This is a genomic window from Methylophaga sp. F-2 (genome assembly GCF_056859315.1).
This window is the reverse complement of the sequence record NZ_JBSXOF010000019.1, coordinates 156,929-171,917: the sequence shown is the minus strand read 5'-3', so window position 1 is coordinate 171,917 and position 14,989 is coordinate 156,929. Positions and strand designations below refer to the sequence as shown.

The following is a 14,989-nucleotide window of genomic DNA, read 5'->3' as shown; positions in this document are numbered from 1 at the left end:
ATCACTCATAATTCAAAGGTTCACTGCCCGCTCGCTGACGTAGCCAGTCAATAGAACGTCGAATATTTTTTTGTTGGATTAACCATTTTTCCAGTCGATATTTTCCTGGAAAATTAAGGCATATAAGACCGATAAATAACGTCAATAATCCCTGTCCGGGTAATACCAGCATGGCCAAGCCCAAAATGACTAAAACAATTCCCAGACAATTTTTCAGGGTGATAAGCACTGTTCTGATGATGATATGTTGATCAGCCCAAGGCGTTTTATGTCTCTTTTCTGCTGAGAAATAGTCGGCGGGCATCCTGACGATCAGATAGGGTATAAAAACTAAAGAAGCAACAAAACTGAGTATGGAGATGATTCCCAATGACCATAACCACGTTTCATTACTCCATATTGTTTTGATCAGCTCTTCCATTAGATTACTTGTTTCATCTAAGCAATCGAACTCACGTTGTACTTAACCTGCATTTGATGCGATGCTCCCGGCGCAATAATCACGCTGTTCGCTATGGCATTTGCCGTTTCAACACAGATGAATTGCTGGTAGTCACTGGCATCCATATCATTCAGTAAAGAAGCTCGCGTCCAGGGATTCCATACAACAATATTTTCTGCCCCACTCTGTTCGATATTAATTTGTCGATTCAAAACTTCGTCAATAATCTGAACACGTGCAGGAGATGCCAGATAAACACGATCTGTTTCAGCAAAGGGGGTAATGTCTCCCACTTGGGTGTGCTTAGAAAAGTCTAATGTTTTGTCCAGGTAATCCAGACCATCTAACCCCACCACCGTGGTTTGCGAAATATCTCCCACCTGAAAATACGTGTGTAGGGCTTTTGAAATACTAAACGGTATTTCGCCTCTATTTTCAGTTGTCAGAGAAATATCCAGCTGCTCACCGATAACAATTTTCTTACGCAGGCGGAATTCATTCGGCCACCATTGTTTACTGGTCGCTGTCGATTCCAAACCCAGGGTAATTTCGACAATATCATCATGTAACTGACAGTCCAGCACATTCCATAATAAATTACGGGCAAAACCATGTGCCTGACGACCTAAATTACCAGGGTCTTCGCCAAACCATGGCCAGCAAACGGGTACACCACCACGTATCGCTTTGCCTTGCTGATAAATGGCTTTTTCACTTAAGTAAAAAAGATCGTGTTCCATTCCATTTGATTTATACGACAATATTTGCCCGCCATAAAGGGCTATCGTCGCAGAAGCTTTTTTCGTGGCTATTTCAATGATGGGCATTCCTGATTGCCCTTCAACAAAGCACACTTCAGCTTCTTTACCAAACAGACGGTTAAGTGTTTCTAAATCCTGCATATTCACTATTCCAAACGAAAAAACGGGCTTACGCCCGTCTCTCCATAGACAGTATAGTCATTCACTATAAGGAAAAACCCTTATTAGTGATGATGACCGCCCTCACCATGAACATGGCCATGCTCAAGTTCTTCTGCACTGGCTTCACGAACTTCACGGACAGTTACATCAAAATTCAGGTGAACGCCTGCTAAAGGATGATTACCATCAACTGTCACTGTGTCATCTTTAATGTCGACAACAGTTACCAGAACCGGTCCCTGCTCTGTTTCAGATTGAAACTGCATGCCAACCTGAACATCATCAACACCGCTGAATAGTTCACGTGGTACGTCTTGCTTTAACTCTTCGTGTCTTTCGCCATACGCTTTGGCTGGTTCAATACTTGCTTTGACCGCATCGCCCGCTTCTTTGCCATTCAGCGCATCTTCCAGACCAGGAATAATATTACCTGCACCATGAAGGTAAGCTAACGGGCCCGCTGCTTCCGAGCTATCGATGACACTGCCATCGTTATCAGTCAGGGTATAGTCGATTACTACAACAGTATTATCTGCAACTTTCATTTAGATTCCTCACTTACATGTTTTGGATTACAGCTGCAGCATAATCACTACAACTTATTGATGTTCTCGCCATACAACTGAATCAATCTGACGTTCAGTTTGTCTTGGTTTTAAACATCAACAGCTATTATTGTCATCAATACGACTCAAGTACGACGTTACTAATAGCTGTTCGCTAATAATTTCAGATATGAATCCATCCGCTTTTACTAGCCTGCGCTGGTATAGTATCAATACCTTGCTAACTAATAAAAGCCATCATCAGCTTAATTTTTTATCATCAAGAACAGACTTAACAGATGTTAGACAAAACTTGACGTTATGTTGTCATTACATCGCTAAGTGCATTAAACAATACATTCTACGATAAAAAAAGTTGAGTATTTTATCATTAAACTCCTTCACACACTAATTATGGCGAAGCTGATCCTATTTAATAAACCCTATGATGTTCTCACCCAATTTACTGATGAGTCAGGTCGAAAGACGTTAAAAGACTATATCGACATTGACGAGGTCTACCCTGCCGGCCGGCTGGATCGGGATAGTGAAGGACTGGTTTTATTGACCAACGATGGTCAACTACAGCATCAAATAGCCAATCCCAAATTCAAATTAGAAAAAACCTATTGGGTCCAGGTGGAGAATATTCCTGATTCAGCGTCACTGCAACAGTTGGTTTCAGGCGTAAAACTGAAAGATGGGATGACGAAACCTGCGAAAGTACGCTTGATTCAACCGCCCAGCATATGGGAAAGAATACCGCCTATCCGTGAACGAAAAGCCATTCCTACACAGTGGCTGGAGCTAAAAATCACTGAGGGCCGAAACCGACAAGTAAGGCGGATGACAGCTGCCATCGGCCACCCGACACTTCGGCTTATCCGCGCGGCTATTGGTCCATGGCAATTAAATGATCTAGAACCAGGGCAATGGTGCTCCGTTAATGCCAATGACGTGATAAAATGGCGGGATGATTTGGAAGCCTCGAACAACAGTCGCCGCCGTAGTCGAACAGAACGATCGATTCCTTCTGGTCGAAGAGGAGATCAACGGCAAAATGACCTTAAACCAGCCAGCCGGCCATCTCGAACCAGACGAAAGTCTTATCGACGCAGTGATTCGTGAGACAAAGGAAGAAACTGCCTGGACGTTTCATCCGCAATCACTGGTCGGGATTTATCGCTGGATTCACCCTCGTAAAGGGGAAACGTATATTCGTTATTGTTTTTCAGGAACAGTGACCGATCACGATCCAAACCAAGCGCTGGATGATGATATTTATCAAGCACTCTGGTTACCTTTTGATGAGATACGCCGCAGACAAGCGGATCTGCGTAGTACACTTGTAACCGATTGTTTCCAAGACTATATTGATGGCCACCGCTATCCTCTGGATATTTTACGTAATTAAATATGAGTAATGATAATAAAGTAGTCGTCGGACTCTCCGGCGGCGTCGATTCTTCTGTAGCCGCATTATTGCTAAAACAGCAATTTGATCATGTTGAAGGGCTGTTTATGAAGAATTGGGTCGATTTTGCAGATGAAAGTGAATGTACCGTTGAAGAAGACCGTAAAGACGCCAGCTCTGTAGCTGAAACAGTTGGTATCCCCTTCCATGAAGCCAACTTTGCGATGGAATACTGGGATTATGTTTTTAAACATTTTCTCGATGAGTACCGTGCAGGTCGTACCCCGAACCCGGATATTCTTTGTAACCGTGAAATCAAATTTAAAACCTTTCTCGATCATGCGATTGAATTGGGTGGTGACATTATTGCCACTGGCCACTACGCACGAGTTGAAGAACGAAATGGCCAGTTCCATCTCCTCAAAGGTCAGGACCACAAAAAAGATCAAAGCTACTTTTTGTATACTTTGGGACAGGAACAGCTATCACGCACACGCTTCCCTTTGGGTGATTTACCTAAAACAGAAGTAAGACGTATCGCTGAACAAGCCGGTTTTATCAATCACGATAAAAAAGACAGTACAGGCATTTGTTTTATTGGTGAACGCCACTTTCGCGAATTTTTGAGCCGCTACATACCGGCACAACCTGGTGAAATGCGGACACCTGAAGGTGAAATAATTGGTGAACACGCGGGGCTGATGTATTACACCCTCGGACAACGCCAAGGTCTTGGCATTGGCGGGCGTAAAGACAGTACAGGTGAGCCGTGGTTTGTCGCCGGTAAAGATATGGATAATCAGATTCTTTACGTTGTTCAGGGTGATCACCCCTGGTTATGGAGTCAAAACCTGGTCGCTGAAGAACTGTCATGGGTGGCGGGTCATCCGCCTGAATTTCCTTGTCGGGCAGCAGCGAAAACTCGCTACCGTCAACCTGATCAGGCATGCACCATTACTCAGGATGATAACGGTAACATCCATGTTGAATTTGACGAAAAACAGCGTGCAGTGACACCTGGTCAATCTGTTGTATTCTATCTGGACGATGACTGCCTGGGTGGCGGTATCATCGTCTCCACTGATGCACCCGGTATTCATCCATGAGTCTTAATCCGCGTTTACGTGACCGGACGATTGCCATTTCCGCTGTTGTTCAAGCCGCCTCATTAGTTCAACAAGTTGCTGAAACCGGTCAGGTAAACAGTGCTGATATGAAAGTAATGCTGGAAAGCTTGCTGGTAGAAAATGCACCTGATACCGAGTCTGTGTATGGTTCAATCAATCAATTACGAACAGGAATTGAAGCACTTAATACCCAGCTATCAAAGAAGAAAGACAAAAAAGATGTGACCTTATTACGTTATGTCATCAGTCTTCTTCACCTTGAACGCCAATTAGCCAAGCAACCGGAAATGCTGGCGTTGATTGATCGTGAAATTCAGCAAGTGCCTGCACAAATTGATTATTTCGGCGATATTATGTCGCCCCAAGTCATCGCTCGTTTTGCCGATATCTATCAACGTACCTTGAGTGAGTTAAAGCCAAGAATTCAGGTCTATGGTGATCCCGGATTTTTACAACAGCCAGACAATATTAACCGAGTAAGAGCCCTACTTCTTAGTGGTATTCGCGCTACCGTGTTATGGCAACAGAAAGGCGGACGGCGCTGGCAGTTTCTATTTCAGAGCGGAAAACTACTCAGTGCTACTGAAGCACTGTCGCGTGAAGTCTAGCTAAAACGGGCTTTAGCCAGCCATAAGAAAAGAATAATCGATAAACCGGAGCCACCAAAAATCATACACATCACTACGATCTGATAATGGGCGGCAGTAATTGGCGATACGCCCGATAAAATTTGTCCGGTCATCATGCCTGGTAAAGACACCAGTCCCACAGCCAACATCGAATTAATCGTAGGAATGAATGCAGCCTGAAAGGCTTCATTTCTAGCGCTCAGGTAATCGATATTTCTTGCAAGTTCAGCTGATAAACGCTCTGCGGCCAGGCTGATACTATTCATCGCATTAGCGAAGATCATCCCCGCTAATGGAATCATATATCGCGGCTCAAACCATGGCGATAACCCGATCACACTCTGTGTTACTAACATCAGCGTCAGACCGCCACCCAACAAAATGCTAACAAAGGCAAGCGGATACAACTGCCGACGTTGAATCTGAACGGTGCCTAATGCAATCCAGCTGGCTGCACTCACCATGATAAACATCACCAGCATCACTACCCAGGATTGTTCAGCGGCAAATACCGTTGTTAACACATATCCGACGAGTAACAACTGAATCAACATGCGAATCAGTGCATAAACGGCAAAACCCGCTTTGAGCGACCAATGCAGCATCATCAGCAAGACAACCACTACTGGAATGAAAGCTAGAGTCAGTTGGAAATTCGAAATGACTTGCACCGATGTATTCATGCTTATATTTTCTCAGATATAAAAAAGGCTGTTTTTATCACAAAAACAGCCTTTTTAGTTTCATACGATACGACTAGTAATTAGCTGGCAGCACGTCGATATTCATCCATCTCATGGAAGTTGAGATAACGATAAATTTCTGCCGCCATCGGTTTAATTCCTGCTACCGCTTCAAGATATTCGGCAACGGTGGGTAAACGTCCTATACTGGCCACCACTGCAGCAAGCTCAGCAGAAGACAGATAGACATCGGCATTATTACCCAAACGATTCGGGAAATTACGTGTTGATGTAGAAACCACGGTCGCTCCATCAGCTACCCGAGCCTGATTGCCCATACATAAAGAACATCCTGGTGTTTCTGTACGGGCACCTACACGTCCAAAGGTACTGTAAACCCCTTCTTCAGTCAGCTGGTATTTATCCATTTTAGTAGGCGGCGCAATCCATAATTTCACAGGCAAATTACGCATATTTTCCAACACTTTACTCGCAGCACGATAATGACCAATATTAGTCATGCATGAGCCAATAAACACTTCATCAATTTTATTGCCTTGTAATTCTGACAACGGTTTAATGTCATCAGGATCATTTGGACAAGCGAGTAGAGGTTCTTTGATTTCATTGAGATCAATCTCAATCACCGCAGCATATTCCGCATCAGCATCAGGCTCTAGTAATTGTGGATCATCTAACCAGGCTTTCATGCTATCAATACGACGACGTAATGTACGTTCGTCCTGATAGCCTTCAGCAATCATCCATTCCATCAGCGCCATATTTGAATTTAAAAACTCAATGATAGGTTCTTTATTCAGACGAACGGTACAACCATTCGCGCTACGTTCAGCTGAGGCATCAGATAATTCAAACGCCTGTTCCACTTTCAGATCAGGCAAACCTTCAATTTCCAGCACGCGGCCATTGAAAATATTTTTCTTACCTTTTTTCTCAACCGTTAATAAACCTTGTTGAATAGCGGCGTATGGAATCGCATTTACCAGGTCACGCAAGGTGATGCCGGGCTGCATTTCCCCTTTAAATTTAACCAGCACTGACTCCGGCATATCCAGTGGCATGACCCCAAGAGCAGCACCAAATGCCACCAGGCCTGAGCCAGCCGGGAAACTAATACCAATGGGGAAACGAGTATGCGAGTCACCACCCGTACCCACGGTATCAGGCAAAATCATGCGGTTTAACCACGAGTGAATAATACCGTCGCCTGGACGTAATGAAACACCACCACGTGTACTGATAAAGTCAGGTAGTTCATGCTGTAACTTAATATCAACCGGTTTTGGATAAGCAGCGGTATGACAGAAAGACTGCATAACCAGGTCAGCAGAAAAACCTAAACAGGCTAATTCTTTTAACTCATCACGCGTCATTGCGCCCGTTGTATCCTGTGAACCAACAGTAGTGACCTTAGGTTCGCAGTAACTGTTAGGACGAACTCCATCCACACCACAAGCACGGCCAACCATTTTCTGAGCCAGTGTGAAACCTTTACCGGTATCAACAGGTTCAACTGGGCGTACAAAAATATCAGAGGGAGGTAAGCCAAGTGTTTCACGGGCTTTATCGGTCAGGCCACGACCAATGATCAGTGGAATACGACCTCCGGCACGCACCTCATCAGCCAGTGTGGTTGGACGCATACTGAATTCACTGATGACATTGCCCGCTTCGTTTAATATCTTGCCTTCATAAGGCAGAATCGTAATAACGTCACCTGTTTCCATGTTCTGGACATCACATTCAATCGGCATCGCGCCAGAATCTTCGGCTGTATTAAAGAAGATAGGAGCAATATTGTTACCGAGAATGACGCCACCCTGACGTTTATTAGGTACATAAGGGATATCGTGGCCCATGTGCCACAACACTGAGTTGATCGCTGATTTTCTTGAAGATCCGGTTCCTACCACGTCGCCAACAAAGGCTAGTGGATGGCCCTTTTCTTTCAATTTCTCGATATCACCAATGGGATCATCCATTTTGCTGACAAGCATGGCTTTTGCATGTAATGGAATATCTGGGCGGCTCCAGGCTTCAGTTGCTGGTGATAAATCATCAGTATTCGTCTCGCCCGGGACTTTAAATACCGTTAGCGTGATCTGTTCTGCTAATTTAGGTCGTGAGGTAAACCACTCAGCGTCAGCCCAAGATTGTAATACGCGCTTTGCATAGTCATTGGTTTCAGCTTTTTCAACCACGTCATGATACGCATCGTAAACCATCAGTGTTTTGCATAATGCTTTCTCAGCCGTCGCCGCTGTTTCTTCAATATCAAGTAGCTGAATCAATGATTGCACATTGTAACCACCCATCATCGTACCGAGTAATTCAGTCGCCTTTACGGGTGAAATCAAAGCACATTTAACTTCACCTTTTCCAATATCGGTGAGAAAGCCTGCTTTCACATAGGCCGCTTGGTCGACGCCTGGCGGAACTCTGTGAATCAGGAGTTCGAGTAATGCTTCACTGTCATCACTGCCATTTTTGAGTTGTTCGACTAAGGTAGAAACTTGTTCAGCATCAAGTGGTAACGGTGGTAAGCCAAGTTTGGCACGTTCTTCAACTTGCGATTGATATTCTTTCAGCACGTATGTGTACCCCAAAGTTTGAGAATGAAACGGTGACATTTTACCTGAAAGCGTTTAGTACGAGCGAACTCTGCTATAATTTCGCACAAATTTATTAACTAAATCTTTCATCGGAGTATTCATGGATTTAACCGCTTTGACCGCGATTTCACCGGTTGATGGCCGCTATGCCGGAAAAACTGAAGCGCTGCGCCCATTCTTTAGTGAGTATGGACTACTGCGCGCCCGTGTAGAAGTAGAACTTCGCTGGCTACATTTACTCGGTAATAATGCCAGTATTCAGGAAGTACCGAAACTTAGTCAAGAAGCAGAAGCTTTTTTAGATAACATTATTAATAACTTCTCGGTTGAAGATGCTCAGGAAATAAAAAATATTGAGCGTGAAACGAATCACGATGTTAAAGCCGTTGAATATTTCATCAAAAGAAAATTTAAAGACAATGCAGAACTGAACGCCGTCAGTGAATTCGTTCACTTTGCCTGCACTTCAGAAGATATCAATAATACGGCTTACGGCATCATGCTGAAAAATGCTCGTGAGAAAGTGATTTTGCCAGAAATGGATACCGTTATTGCTGCTATCCGTAAGGTGGCACAACAACATACTGATACACCAATGATGTCGCGTACCCATGGTCAACCTGCTTCACCAACCACATTAGGTAAAGAGTTGGCCAATGTGGTACAGCGTCTGGAGCTGCAACGCACCCATGTAGCAGCTGTTTTACTATACGGTAAAATGAACGGCGCTGTAGGTAATTATAATGCTCATTATGCAGCCTACCCTGATGTTGACTGGCCAATGATGGCAAATGCCTTTGTGACAGGACTCGGACTGCGTTGGAATAAATACACAACACAAATTGAACCCCATGACTATATGGCTGAATTATTTCAGGCCATGATTCGATTCAATACTGTGCTGATTGATTTCTGTCGTGACGTCTGGAGTTATATCTCTATCGGTTACTTCAAACAAAAAACCGTGAAAGGCGAAATTGGTTCTTCGACCATGCCCCATAAAGTGAATCCCATCGACTTTGAAAATGCTGAGGGCAATCTGGGCATAGCCAATGCTGTATTTGATCATTTAGCGCTCAAATTGCCTATTTCCAGATGGCAGCGAGATCTGACTGACTCTACTGTATTACGCAACTTAGGCGTAGGTTTTGCACATTCACTATTGTCATACAGCTCAGCATTAAAAGGCATCAGCAAACTTGACCCTGCACCTGAGGTTATGGCCGCTGATTTGGATGCTAACTGGGAATTATTAGCTGAACCAATCCAAACGGTGATGCGTCGTTACGGTATTGAAAATCCATATGAAAAGCTGAAAGATTTAACGCGTGGCCAACGCGTTAATAAAGACATCATGCAAGCGTTCATTGATGGACTTGATATGCCTCAAGAAGCCAAAGATAAATTAAAGGCGATGACACCCGCTAATTATCTTGGCAACGCAGCAGAACAAGCCAAAAACGGTTAAGCATGAGTGAGAGTATCCCGACTGACGATCAATCTATACCGTTCGACAGTCGGGAATATGCAAGCCGCTACACTATCGAACTCATCGAGTCCGCCAGACAGGAAATTTGTTTTTGTGGACCTGAGTTGGATAGTGTTTTATTCAATAATCAAATTGTCGTCGATAAATTAATCGCCTTTATTAACCAAAGCCAGCGCTGCGGTATTCGCTTTTTAGTGCACAGTACTCAGCAAACAACTGCCCAAAGGCATTTACTTATTCCTTTAGCGCAGAGGTTGTCCAGTAAAATTCAAATTCATATTGCAGATAAGCAAGATCAGAAATCTCGTTATATGTATCTATTGATAGATAATAAGGCATTTTTATATTGTCCCAATTCTGCCCGTTACGAGGGTATAGTTGACTTTGATGCTGTACGTCAGGTCAGTAATAGAAAAAAGGACTTCGAGGACATGTGGTCAAGAAGCCAGTTTGATGTGAATACGAGGCGTTTGCAATTATGAAAAAACTCATTCTGACCGTTGCGATACTAATGTTCTGCAAGAGCTTATTTGCAGATTCCGACATTCATACCATCAGCCTGAAGCATCGCTTGGCAAGTGAGGTTGTCGATCAAGTCCGCCCTTTTCTCCCCGAGTCAGCCACGATAAAAGCGTACGACAATATGCTTATTTTGAAGTCTGATCGCGCTACTGTAGCAAATGTTGAACAGCTGATTAAAAAGCTGGATGTTCCTCTGAAGTCTGTTCTGGTCACTGTCTGGCAGACATCTGAACAGCTCAATCATCAGTCTGGTCATCAGGCCAATATCGAACTGTCCACGGAAGAACCCAATGCATCAGTATCAATAAAACAATGGTCAACAAAAGGCAAAGACGATAAAAATAATCGTTATAGCGCGCAAGGTATTGCTGGACAGCCGATTGCTATCAATATCGGTAATGCTAGACCAGAAAAAGACTATCTATACTTCGTTAACGCCAATGGCAATATCGGTTTCGCCTCGAATACACAATATATATCGACCTCAAGAGGATTTATGGCTGTCCCCTTTTTGCTGTCAGATAATAATGTGAAGGTAGAAATACACCCTTTTTTCTCTGACCGTAGCCACGATGGGCAAATTAACAGTAGTAACCTTATCAGCACCGTACATGGCAAATTAGGCCAATGGATAGAAATAGCCTATGTTTCAGAAGATCAGCATGAACAAAAAGAGGGGCTGAAACAGTATCAAACACATCAAGGCCAGCAACAAATTATCTATCTGAAAGTCGAAACATCTTCAAATTAATCACAAGAGTATTTATGGATATCAAAGAAGCGATTCTTACCCGTCGTTCTGTTAAACATTATGACCCTGACCACACAATGACAAAAGAAGAAGTCAGAACATTAATGGAGCATGCGATATTATCTCCAACAGCATTTAATCTTCAGCACTGGCGTTTTATTAATGTTGAAGATAAACAGCTTCGTCAAGAAATCCGCGAAGCCAGTTACGGTCAAGCTCAAGTCACAGATTCGTCGATGTTATTAGTGCTGTGTGCCGATTTAAATGCCTGGGAGAAAGATCCTCAACGCTACTGGCGTCATGCTCCAAAAGAAGTGCAAGACTTCATGCTGCCAGCCATTGAAGGTTATTACACCAACCATCATCAGGGGCAGCGCGATGAATGTTTTCGATCTGTCGGCATTGCTGCCAGCACTATTATGTTAATGGCAAAAGGCATGGGTTATGATTCATGCCCAATGGATGGTTTTGACTTTGATAAAGTGGCAAGAATTATCAATTTGCCTCATGATCACGTCATTGTAATGATGATTACAATCGGTAAAAAACTACAGGAAGCACGTCCACGCTCGGGACAGCTAGAGCTAGATGAAGTCCTGTTTACAGACAAGTTTCCAGACGAAACTAAATGATTGGGGGTGGCGCTTCTGACACACAGTTGCGCCCTTTCCTCTTAGACATATATAAAGCTCTGTCAGCTCGCTGCATGAAGCTCTCACTACCTTCAGAGCTAACATAACGTGCCACACCAAATGACATGGTGATAACACCCAGTGACTCCCTGGTATCTTTGCGCTGTATACGTTTAGAAGCAATTTCCTGACGAATATTTTCAGCAACATTTTTTGCATTCTGCAGGCTGGTATTCAATAAGACAATGGCAAATTCCTCACCACCATATCTTGCAACAAGATCACGTCCTTTAACACTATCTTTTAATGCATTCGCCACCACACGCAGCACCTGATCACCCACCAAGTGCCCATGTTTATCATTAATATTTTTAAACATATCAAGGTCGGCGAAGATAATGCAGACATCCAGTCCGGAATCATCTGCATCATTGGTGACTTTGCTTACCACATCATCAAAGGCTTTACGGTTAGCTAAGCCTGTCAATGTGTCTGTTTTTGCTTCTTGCTTAGAAACGTCAAACTCTTTCTTGAGTTTTTCTACCTCAGTCATCGCGGTATTTAAACGCTCAGTCAGCAACTCACCACTATTCATCGCCTGCCGTGTTTCAGCGAGAATATCGTCGACAATCTGATGAATTTCTGCAGCAGACATATCACGATTGATCCGACTCATTAGATCATTTAATCGCTGATTCGTTTTATCCGTATGCATGACACTGCTATAGATAAAATTAATGACTTCTTTCAGCAAGCGCGCCAATTCAAGACGCATTTGATAAACTTCTTCACGCTCTTTTTCTATATTGAAAAATCGCTTGAACAGCGTCTTGCATTGGCTTTCACTCAATAGCGGCGTTTCTTTCACCATATCTTGGATAGACAGCGAAAGCTCTTGGTTACCACCAGATACATGCTCATACCAGACCGTATAATTATCTGGTGTCATTGGCACTCCATGTTTGCGCATCAGAGGCAATGCAAGCCGCATATATTCTGCGGCTTTATCAGATAATTCATTGTAGTCCATGCTTAAAGCCTGCGTGAGGTTTATTAGACCTTACGCTTTGCCTTCCCAGCAATTTTCAGACGCAAGGCGTTCAATTTAATGAAGCCTTCTGCATCCTTTTGATTATAAGCACCGGCGTCATCTTCAAACGTTGCAATTGACTCATCAAACAAGCTATCCGTATCTGACGCACGACCAACCACAGAAACATTACCCTTATATAATTTGATACGTACTTTACCGTTAACTGTTTGCTGTGATTCATCAATCATTTTCTGAAGCATCACACGCTCTGGTGCCCACCAGTATCCGTTGTAGATCAGCGAGGCATAACGTGGCATCAATTCGTCTTTAAGATGTGCAACTTCTCGGTCCAGCGTTAAAGATTCAATAGCACGGTGAGCTTTCAACATTACTGTGCCCGCAGGTGTTTCATAACAACCTCGAGACTTCATCCCGACGTAACGATTTTCAACAATATCCAGGCGACCGATACCGTTTTCGCCAGCAACTTTATTCAAATACGTCATCACAGTCGCAGGCGACATTGCTTCACCATTAATTGCAGTGATATCACCTTTTTCGTAGGTTAATTCAAGATAAGTTGCTTTGTCTGGCGCATTTTCTGGTGACACAGACCAACGCCACATAGACTCTTCAGGTTCAGCCCATGGATCTTCCAAAATACCGCCTTCATAGGAGATATGTAACAAGTTCGCATCCATCGAATAAGGCGACTTTTTACCTTGTTTCATTTCTACTGGAATACCGTGCTGTTCAGCGTAATCAAGTAGCTTTTGACGAGACAATAAGTCCCATTCTCTCCAAGGTGCGATAACTTTAATGTTAGGGTTCAAGGCATAGGCACCAAGTTCAAAACGGACTTGGTCGTTACCTTTACCTGTAGCACCATGTGAAACCGCTTCAGCACCGGTTTGATTAGCAATCTCAACCAAACGTTTTGCGATCAATGGACGTGCGATGGAGGTGCCTAATAAGTATTCGCCTTCATAGATGGCATTCGCACGAAACATTGGGAAAACGTAATCACGTGCAAACTCTTCACGTAAATCTTCAATGTAAATTTCTTTGATACCTAGCGATTTTGCTTTTGCTCTGGCTGGTTCAACTTCTTCACCCTGCCCAAGGTCAGCTGTGAAAGTAACTACTTCACACTCATATTTATCCTGCAACCACTTCAAAATAACGGAAGTATCCAGTCCACCTGAATAGGCTAAAACGACTTTGTTGATCTTAGACATGGGTGATATTTATTCCTGTAAAAAATTAGCTGACTTAATCCCTAAATCACCATAGTAATAACATCGGCAAGATAGAAATTAACTTGAATAAAAAAGAACGCGTATTGTATCAAAAACCACGGATTGCAAGCACTTCTTTCACGGCTTTACGACCATTTCCTTTACAACTTATTAATCGTGGAGCATCAAGATATCGAAGTCTAAATCCAAGTTGTCGATATAAATCAATAATTCTATCTGTGGCTTGGTTTGATAATAAAACAGGGCCATCATGCTGACTTAACCAATGTGCGAGCCGCTCTTGATCTTCCCACTTAAAGCCTTTTTGTGAATATTGATGAAAAGGCGTGTCATATGGCGGATCCGCATACACAAAATCCATAGATTCGAGTGGTATTGTTTCGAAATCCTGACAACTGAATTGCCAACGGGACAAAATCGGCTGATAGTCAATAAAACTCTCTAAATAATTAATGGTTTTATAGCGACCGAAAGGCACATTGTAACCACCACTACTGTTAAAACGACATAAACCGTTATAACCCGTTCGGTTTAAGTAATAGAACAATTGTGCTGCACGTGCCGGATTATTTTGTTTAGCATTCAGTTGATTAAATTCATCACGACAATGATAGTAAGCTGATTCATCATTAATGAATGATATATCAACTTCTAGTCCTTCACTTAAATGCTGGTAAAAATTGATTAATGCAGGATTGATATCATTGAGTAACGCACGCTCAGGTGCCAGGCCGAGCGCGACAGAAAGCCCACCACAGAAGGGTTCCACCAGTCTGGATTGCTGATGTTTACTCCAGTAGCGTTTAAGAACGGGTAATAACCAGCGTTTCCCCCCTGCCCATTTGAGTGGCGGTTTTAACGTGGCATCAAAATGGCCCTTGCTCGTCATTAACTCAAATAAAAATAA

General features: G+C 43.2%; 16 protein-coding genes. 8 read left to right on the top strand and 8 right to left on the bottom strand.

Annotated features, from left to right (window positions below):
• Position 1: 1 nt before the first annotated feature.
• From AC13DA_RS10100 to slyD, 3 genes are all read right to left on the bottom strand, one after another.
• Positions 2 to 421, bottom strand: coding sequence for a PGPGW domain-containing protein (locus AC13DA_RS10100; RefSeq protein ID WP_007144916.1), 420 nt, complete (start codon positions 419 to 421; stop codon positions 2 to 4).
• A gap of 17 nt (positions 422 to 438) precedes the next feature.
• Positions 439 to 1,344, bottom strand: coding sequence for a D-hexose-6-phosphate mutarotase (locus AC13DA_RS10095; RefSeq protein WP_284451272.1), 906 nt, complete (start codon positions 1,342 to 1,344; stop codon positions 439 to 441).
• Between the two features lie 83 nt (positions 1,345 to 1,427).
• Entirely contained in the window at positions 1,428 to 1,910 is a 483-nt protein-coding gene (gene slyD / locus AC13DA_RS10090) for a peptidylprolyl isomerase (RefSeq protein ID WP_007144914.1), read from the bottom strand.
• 414 nt (positions 1,911 to 2,324) lie between these two features.
• Here slyD and AC13DA_RS10085 point away from each other — a divergent pair, with 414 nt between their 5' ends.
• From AC13DA_RS10085 to hflD, 4 genes are read left to right on the top strand one after another with little or no spacing between them, the layout of a single operon-like run.
• Entirely contained in the window at positions 2,325 to 3,038 is a 714-nt protein-coding gene (locus AC13DA_RS10085) for a pseudouridine synthase (protein WP_284451273.1), read from the top strand.
• Positions 2,944 to 3,324, top strand: a complete 381-nt coding sequence (locus tag AC13DA_RS10080) for an NUDIX hydrolase (RefSeq protein ID WP_237701222.1) — start codon at positions 2,944 to 2,946, stop codon at positions 3,322 to 3,324. The genes AC13DA_RS10085 and AC13DA_RS10080 overlap by 95 nt, the downstream gene beginning before the upstream one ends.
• Positions 3,325 to 3,326: 2 nt before the next feature.
• Entirely contained in the window at positions 3,327 to 4,430 is a 1,104-nt protein-coding gene (gene mnmA, locus AC13DA_RS10075; protein WP_284451274.1) for a tRNA 2-thiouridine(34) synthase MnmA, read from the top strand.
• A complete protein-coding gene (gene hflD / locus AC13DA_RS10070) occupies positions 4,427 to 5,059 on the top strand; it encodes a high frequency lysogenization protein HflD (RefSeq protein ID WP_284451275.1) in 633 nt (210 codons plus the stop codon). Before mnmA ends, hflD begins: the two co-directional genes overlap by 4 nt.
• Here hflD and AC13DA_RS10065 read toward each other — a convergent pair.
• Positions 5,056 to 5,763, bottom strand: coding sequence for an ABC transporter permease (locus AC13DA_RS10065; protein ID WP_284451276.1), 708 nt, complete (start codon positions 5,761 to 5,763; stop codon positions 5,056 to 5,058). The two genes, hflD and AC13DA_RS10065, sit on opposite strands and share 4 nt — an antisense overlap.
• An 80-nt stretch (positions 5,764 to 5,843) precedes the next feature.
• The gene (gene acnB, locus AC13DA_RS10060) at positions 5,844 to 8,375 is read right to left on the bottom strand and encodes a bifunctional aconitate hydratase 2/2-methylisocitrate dehydratase (protein ID WP_007144908.1); all 2,532 of its coding nucleotides are present in this window, start codon (positions 8,373 to 8,375) and stop codon (positions 5,844 to 5,846) included.
• 121 nt (positions 8,376 to 8,496) lie between these two features.
• Here acnB and purB point away from each other — a divergent pair, with 121 nt between their 5' ends.
• The 4 genes from purB to AC13DA_RS10040 are packed head-to-tail and all read left to right on the top strand — an operon-like array spanning position 8,497 to position 11,790.
• Entirely contained in the window at positions 8,497 to 9,864 is a 1,368-nt protein-coding gene (gene purB / locus AC13DA_RS10055) for an adenylosuccinate lyase (RefSeq protein WP_007144907.1), read from the top strand.
• A 2-nt stretch (positions 9,865 to 9,866) separates the two neighbouring features.
• Complete coding sequence (locus AC13DA_RS10050) at positions 9,867 to 10,367, top strand: DUF7931 domain-containing protein (RefSeq protein WP_007144906.1); 501 nt, start codon at positions 9,867 to 9,869, stop codon at positions 10,365 to 10,367.
• Positions 10,364 to 11,158 carry a secretin N-terminal domain-containing protein gene (locus AC13DA_RS10045; RefSeq protein ID WP_007144905.1) on the top strand — a complete coding sequence of 265 codons (795 nt, stop codon included), beginning with the start codon at positions 10,364 to 10,366 and terminating at the stop codon, positions 11,156 to 11,158. The genes AC13DA_RS10050 and AC13DA_RS10045 overlap by 4 nt, the downstream gene beginning before the upstream one ends.
• 14 nt (positions 11,159 to 11,172) lie before the next feature.
• Entirely contained in the window at positions 11,173 to 11,790 is a 618-nt protein-coding gene (locus tag AC13DA_RS10040; RefSeq protein WP_007144904.1) for a nitroreductase family protein, read from the top strand.
• On the opposite strand, the gene AC13DA_RS10035 is transcribed toward AC13DA_RS10040, so the two are convergent.
• The 3 genes from AC13DA_RS10035 to AC13DA_RS10025 form a co-directional block, all read right to left on the bottom strand.
• Positions 11,783 to 12,820 carry a GGDEF domain-containing protein gene (locus AC13DA_RS10035; RefSeq protein ID WP_007144903.1) on the bottom strand — a complete coding sequence of 346 codons (1,038 nt, stop codon included), beginning with the start codon at positions 12,818 to 12,820 and terminating at the stop codon, positions 11,783 to 11,785. The two genes, AC13DA_RS10040 and AC13DA_RS10035, sit on opposite strands and share 8 nt — an antisense overlap.
• Positions 12,821 to 12,843: 23 nt before the next feature.
• A complete protein-coding gene (locus tag AC13DA_RS10030) occupies positions 12,844 to 14,061 on the bottom strand; it encodes an argininosuccinate synthase (RefSeq protein ID WP_007144902.1) in 1,218 nt (405 codons plus the stop codon).
• Between the two features lie 109 nt (positions 14,062 to 14,170).
• Positions 14,171 to 14,971: a DNA adenine methylase gene (locus AC13DA_RS10025; RefSeq protein WP_284451277.1), complete on the bottom strand. Its 801-nt coding sequence runs from the start codon at positions 14,969 to 14,971 to the stop codon at positions 14,171 to 14,173.
• Between the last annotated feature and the right edge of the window lie 18 nt (positions 14,972 to 14,989).

Excerpts from the sequence above, each read along its gene's own strand:
- AC13DA_RS10100 (WP_007144916.1), bottom strand. The coding sequence starts at position 421 with ATGGAAGAGCTGATCAAAACAATATGGAGTAATGAAACGTGGTTATGG.
- AC13DA_RS10095 (WP_284451272.1), bottom strand. The coding sequence starts at position 1,344 with ATGCAGGATTTAGAAACACTTAACCGTCTGTTTGGTAAAGAAGCTGAA.
- slyD (WP_007144914.1), bottom strand. The coding sequence starts at position 1,910 with ATGAAAGTTGCAGATAATACTGTTGTAGTAATCGACTATACCCTGACT.
- AC13DA_RS10085 (WP_284451273.1), top strand. The coding sequence starts at position 2,325 with ATGGCGAAGCTGATCCTATTTAATAAACCCTATGATGTTCTCACCCAA.
- mnmA (WP_284451274.1), top strand. The coding sequence starts at position 3,327 with ATGAGTAATGATAATAAAGTAGTCGTCGGACTCTCCGGCGGCGTCGAT.
- hflD (WP_284451275.1), top strand. The coding sequence starts at position 4,427 with ATGAGTCTTAATCCGCGTTTACGTGACCGGACGATTGCCATTTCCGCT.
- AC13DA_RS10065 (WP_284451276.1), bottom strand. The coding sequence starts at position 5,763 with ATGAATACATCGGTGCAAGTCATTTCGAATTTCCAACTGACTCTAGCT.
- purB (WP_007144907.1), top strand. The coding sequence starts at position 8,497 with ATGGATTTAACCGCTTTGACCGCGATTTCACCGGTTGATGGCCGCTAT.
- AC13DA_RS10050 (WP_007144906.1), top strand. The coding sequence starts at position 9,867 with ATGAGTGAGAGTATCCCGACTGACGATCAATCTATACCGTTCGACAGT.
- AC13DA_RS10045 (WP_007144905.1), top strand. The coding sequence starts at position 10,364 with ATGAAAAAACTCATTCTGACCGTTGCGATACTAATGTTCTGCAAGAGC.
- AC13DA_RS10040 (WP_007144904.1), top strand. The coding sequence starts at position 11,173 with ATGGATATCAAAGAAGCGATTCTTACCCGTCGTTCTGTTAAACATTAT.
- AC13DA_RS10035 (WP_007144903.1), bottom strand. The coding sequence starts at position 12,820 with ATGGACTACAATGAATTATCTGATAAAGCCGCAGAATATATGCGGCTT.
- AC13DA_RS10030 (WP_007144902.1), bottom strand. The coding sequence starts at position 14,061 with ATGTCTAAGATCAACAAAGTCGTTTTAGCCTATTCAGGTGGACTGGAT.
- AC13DA_RS10025 (WP_284451277.1), bottom strand. The coding sequence starts at position 14,971 with ATGACGAGCAAGGGCCATTTTGATGCCACGTTAAAACCGCCACTCAAA.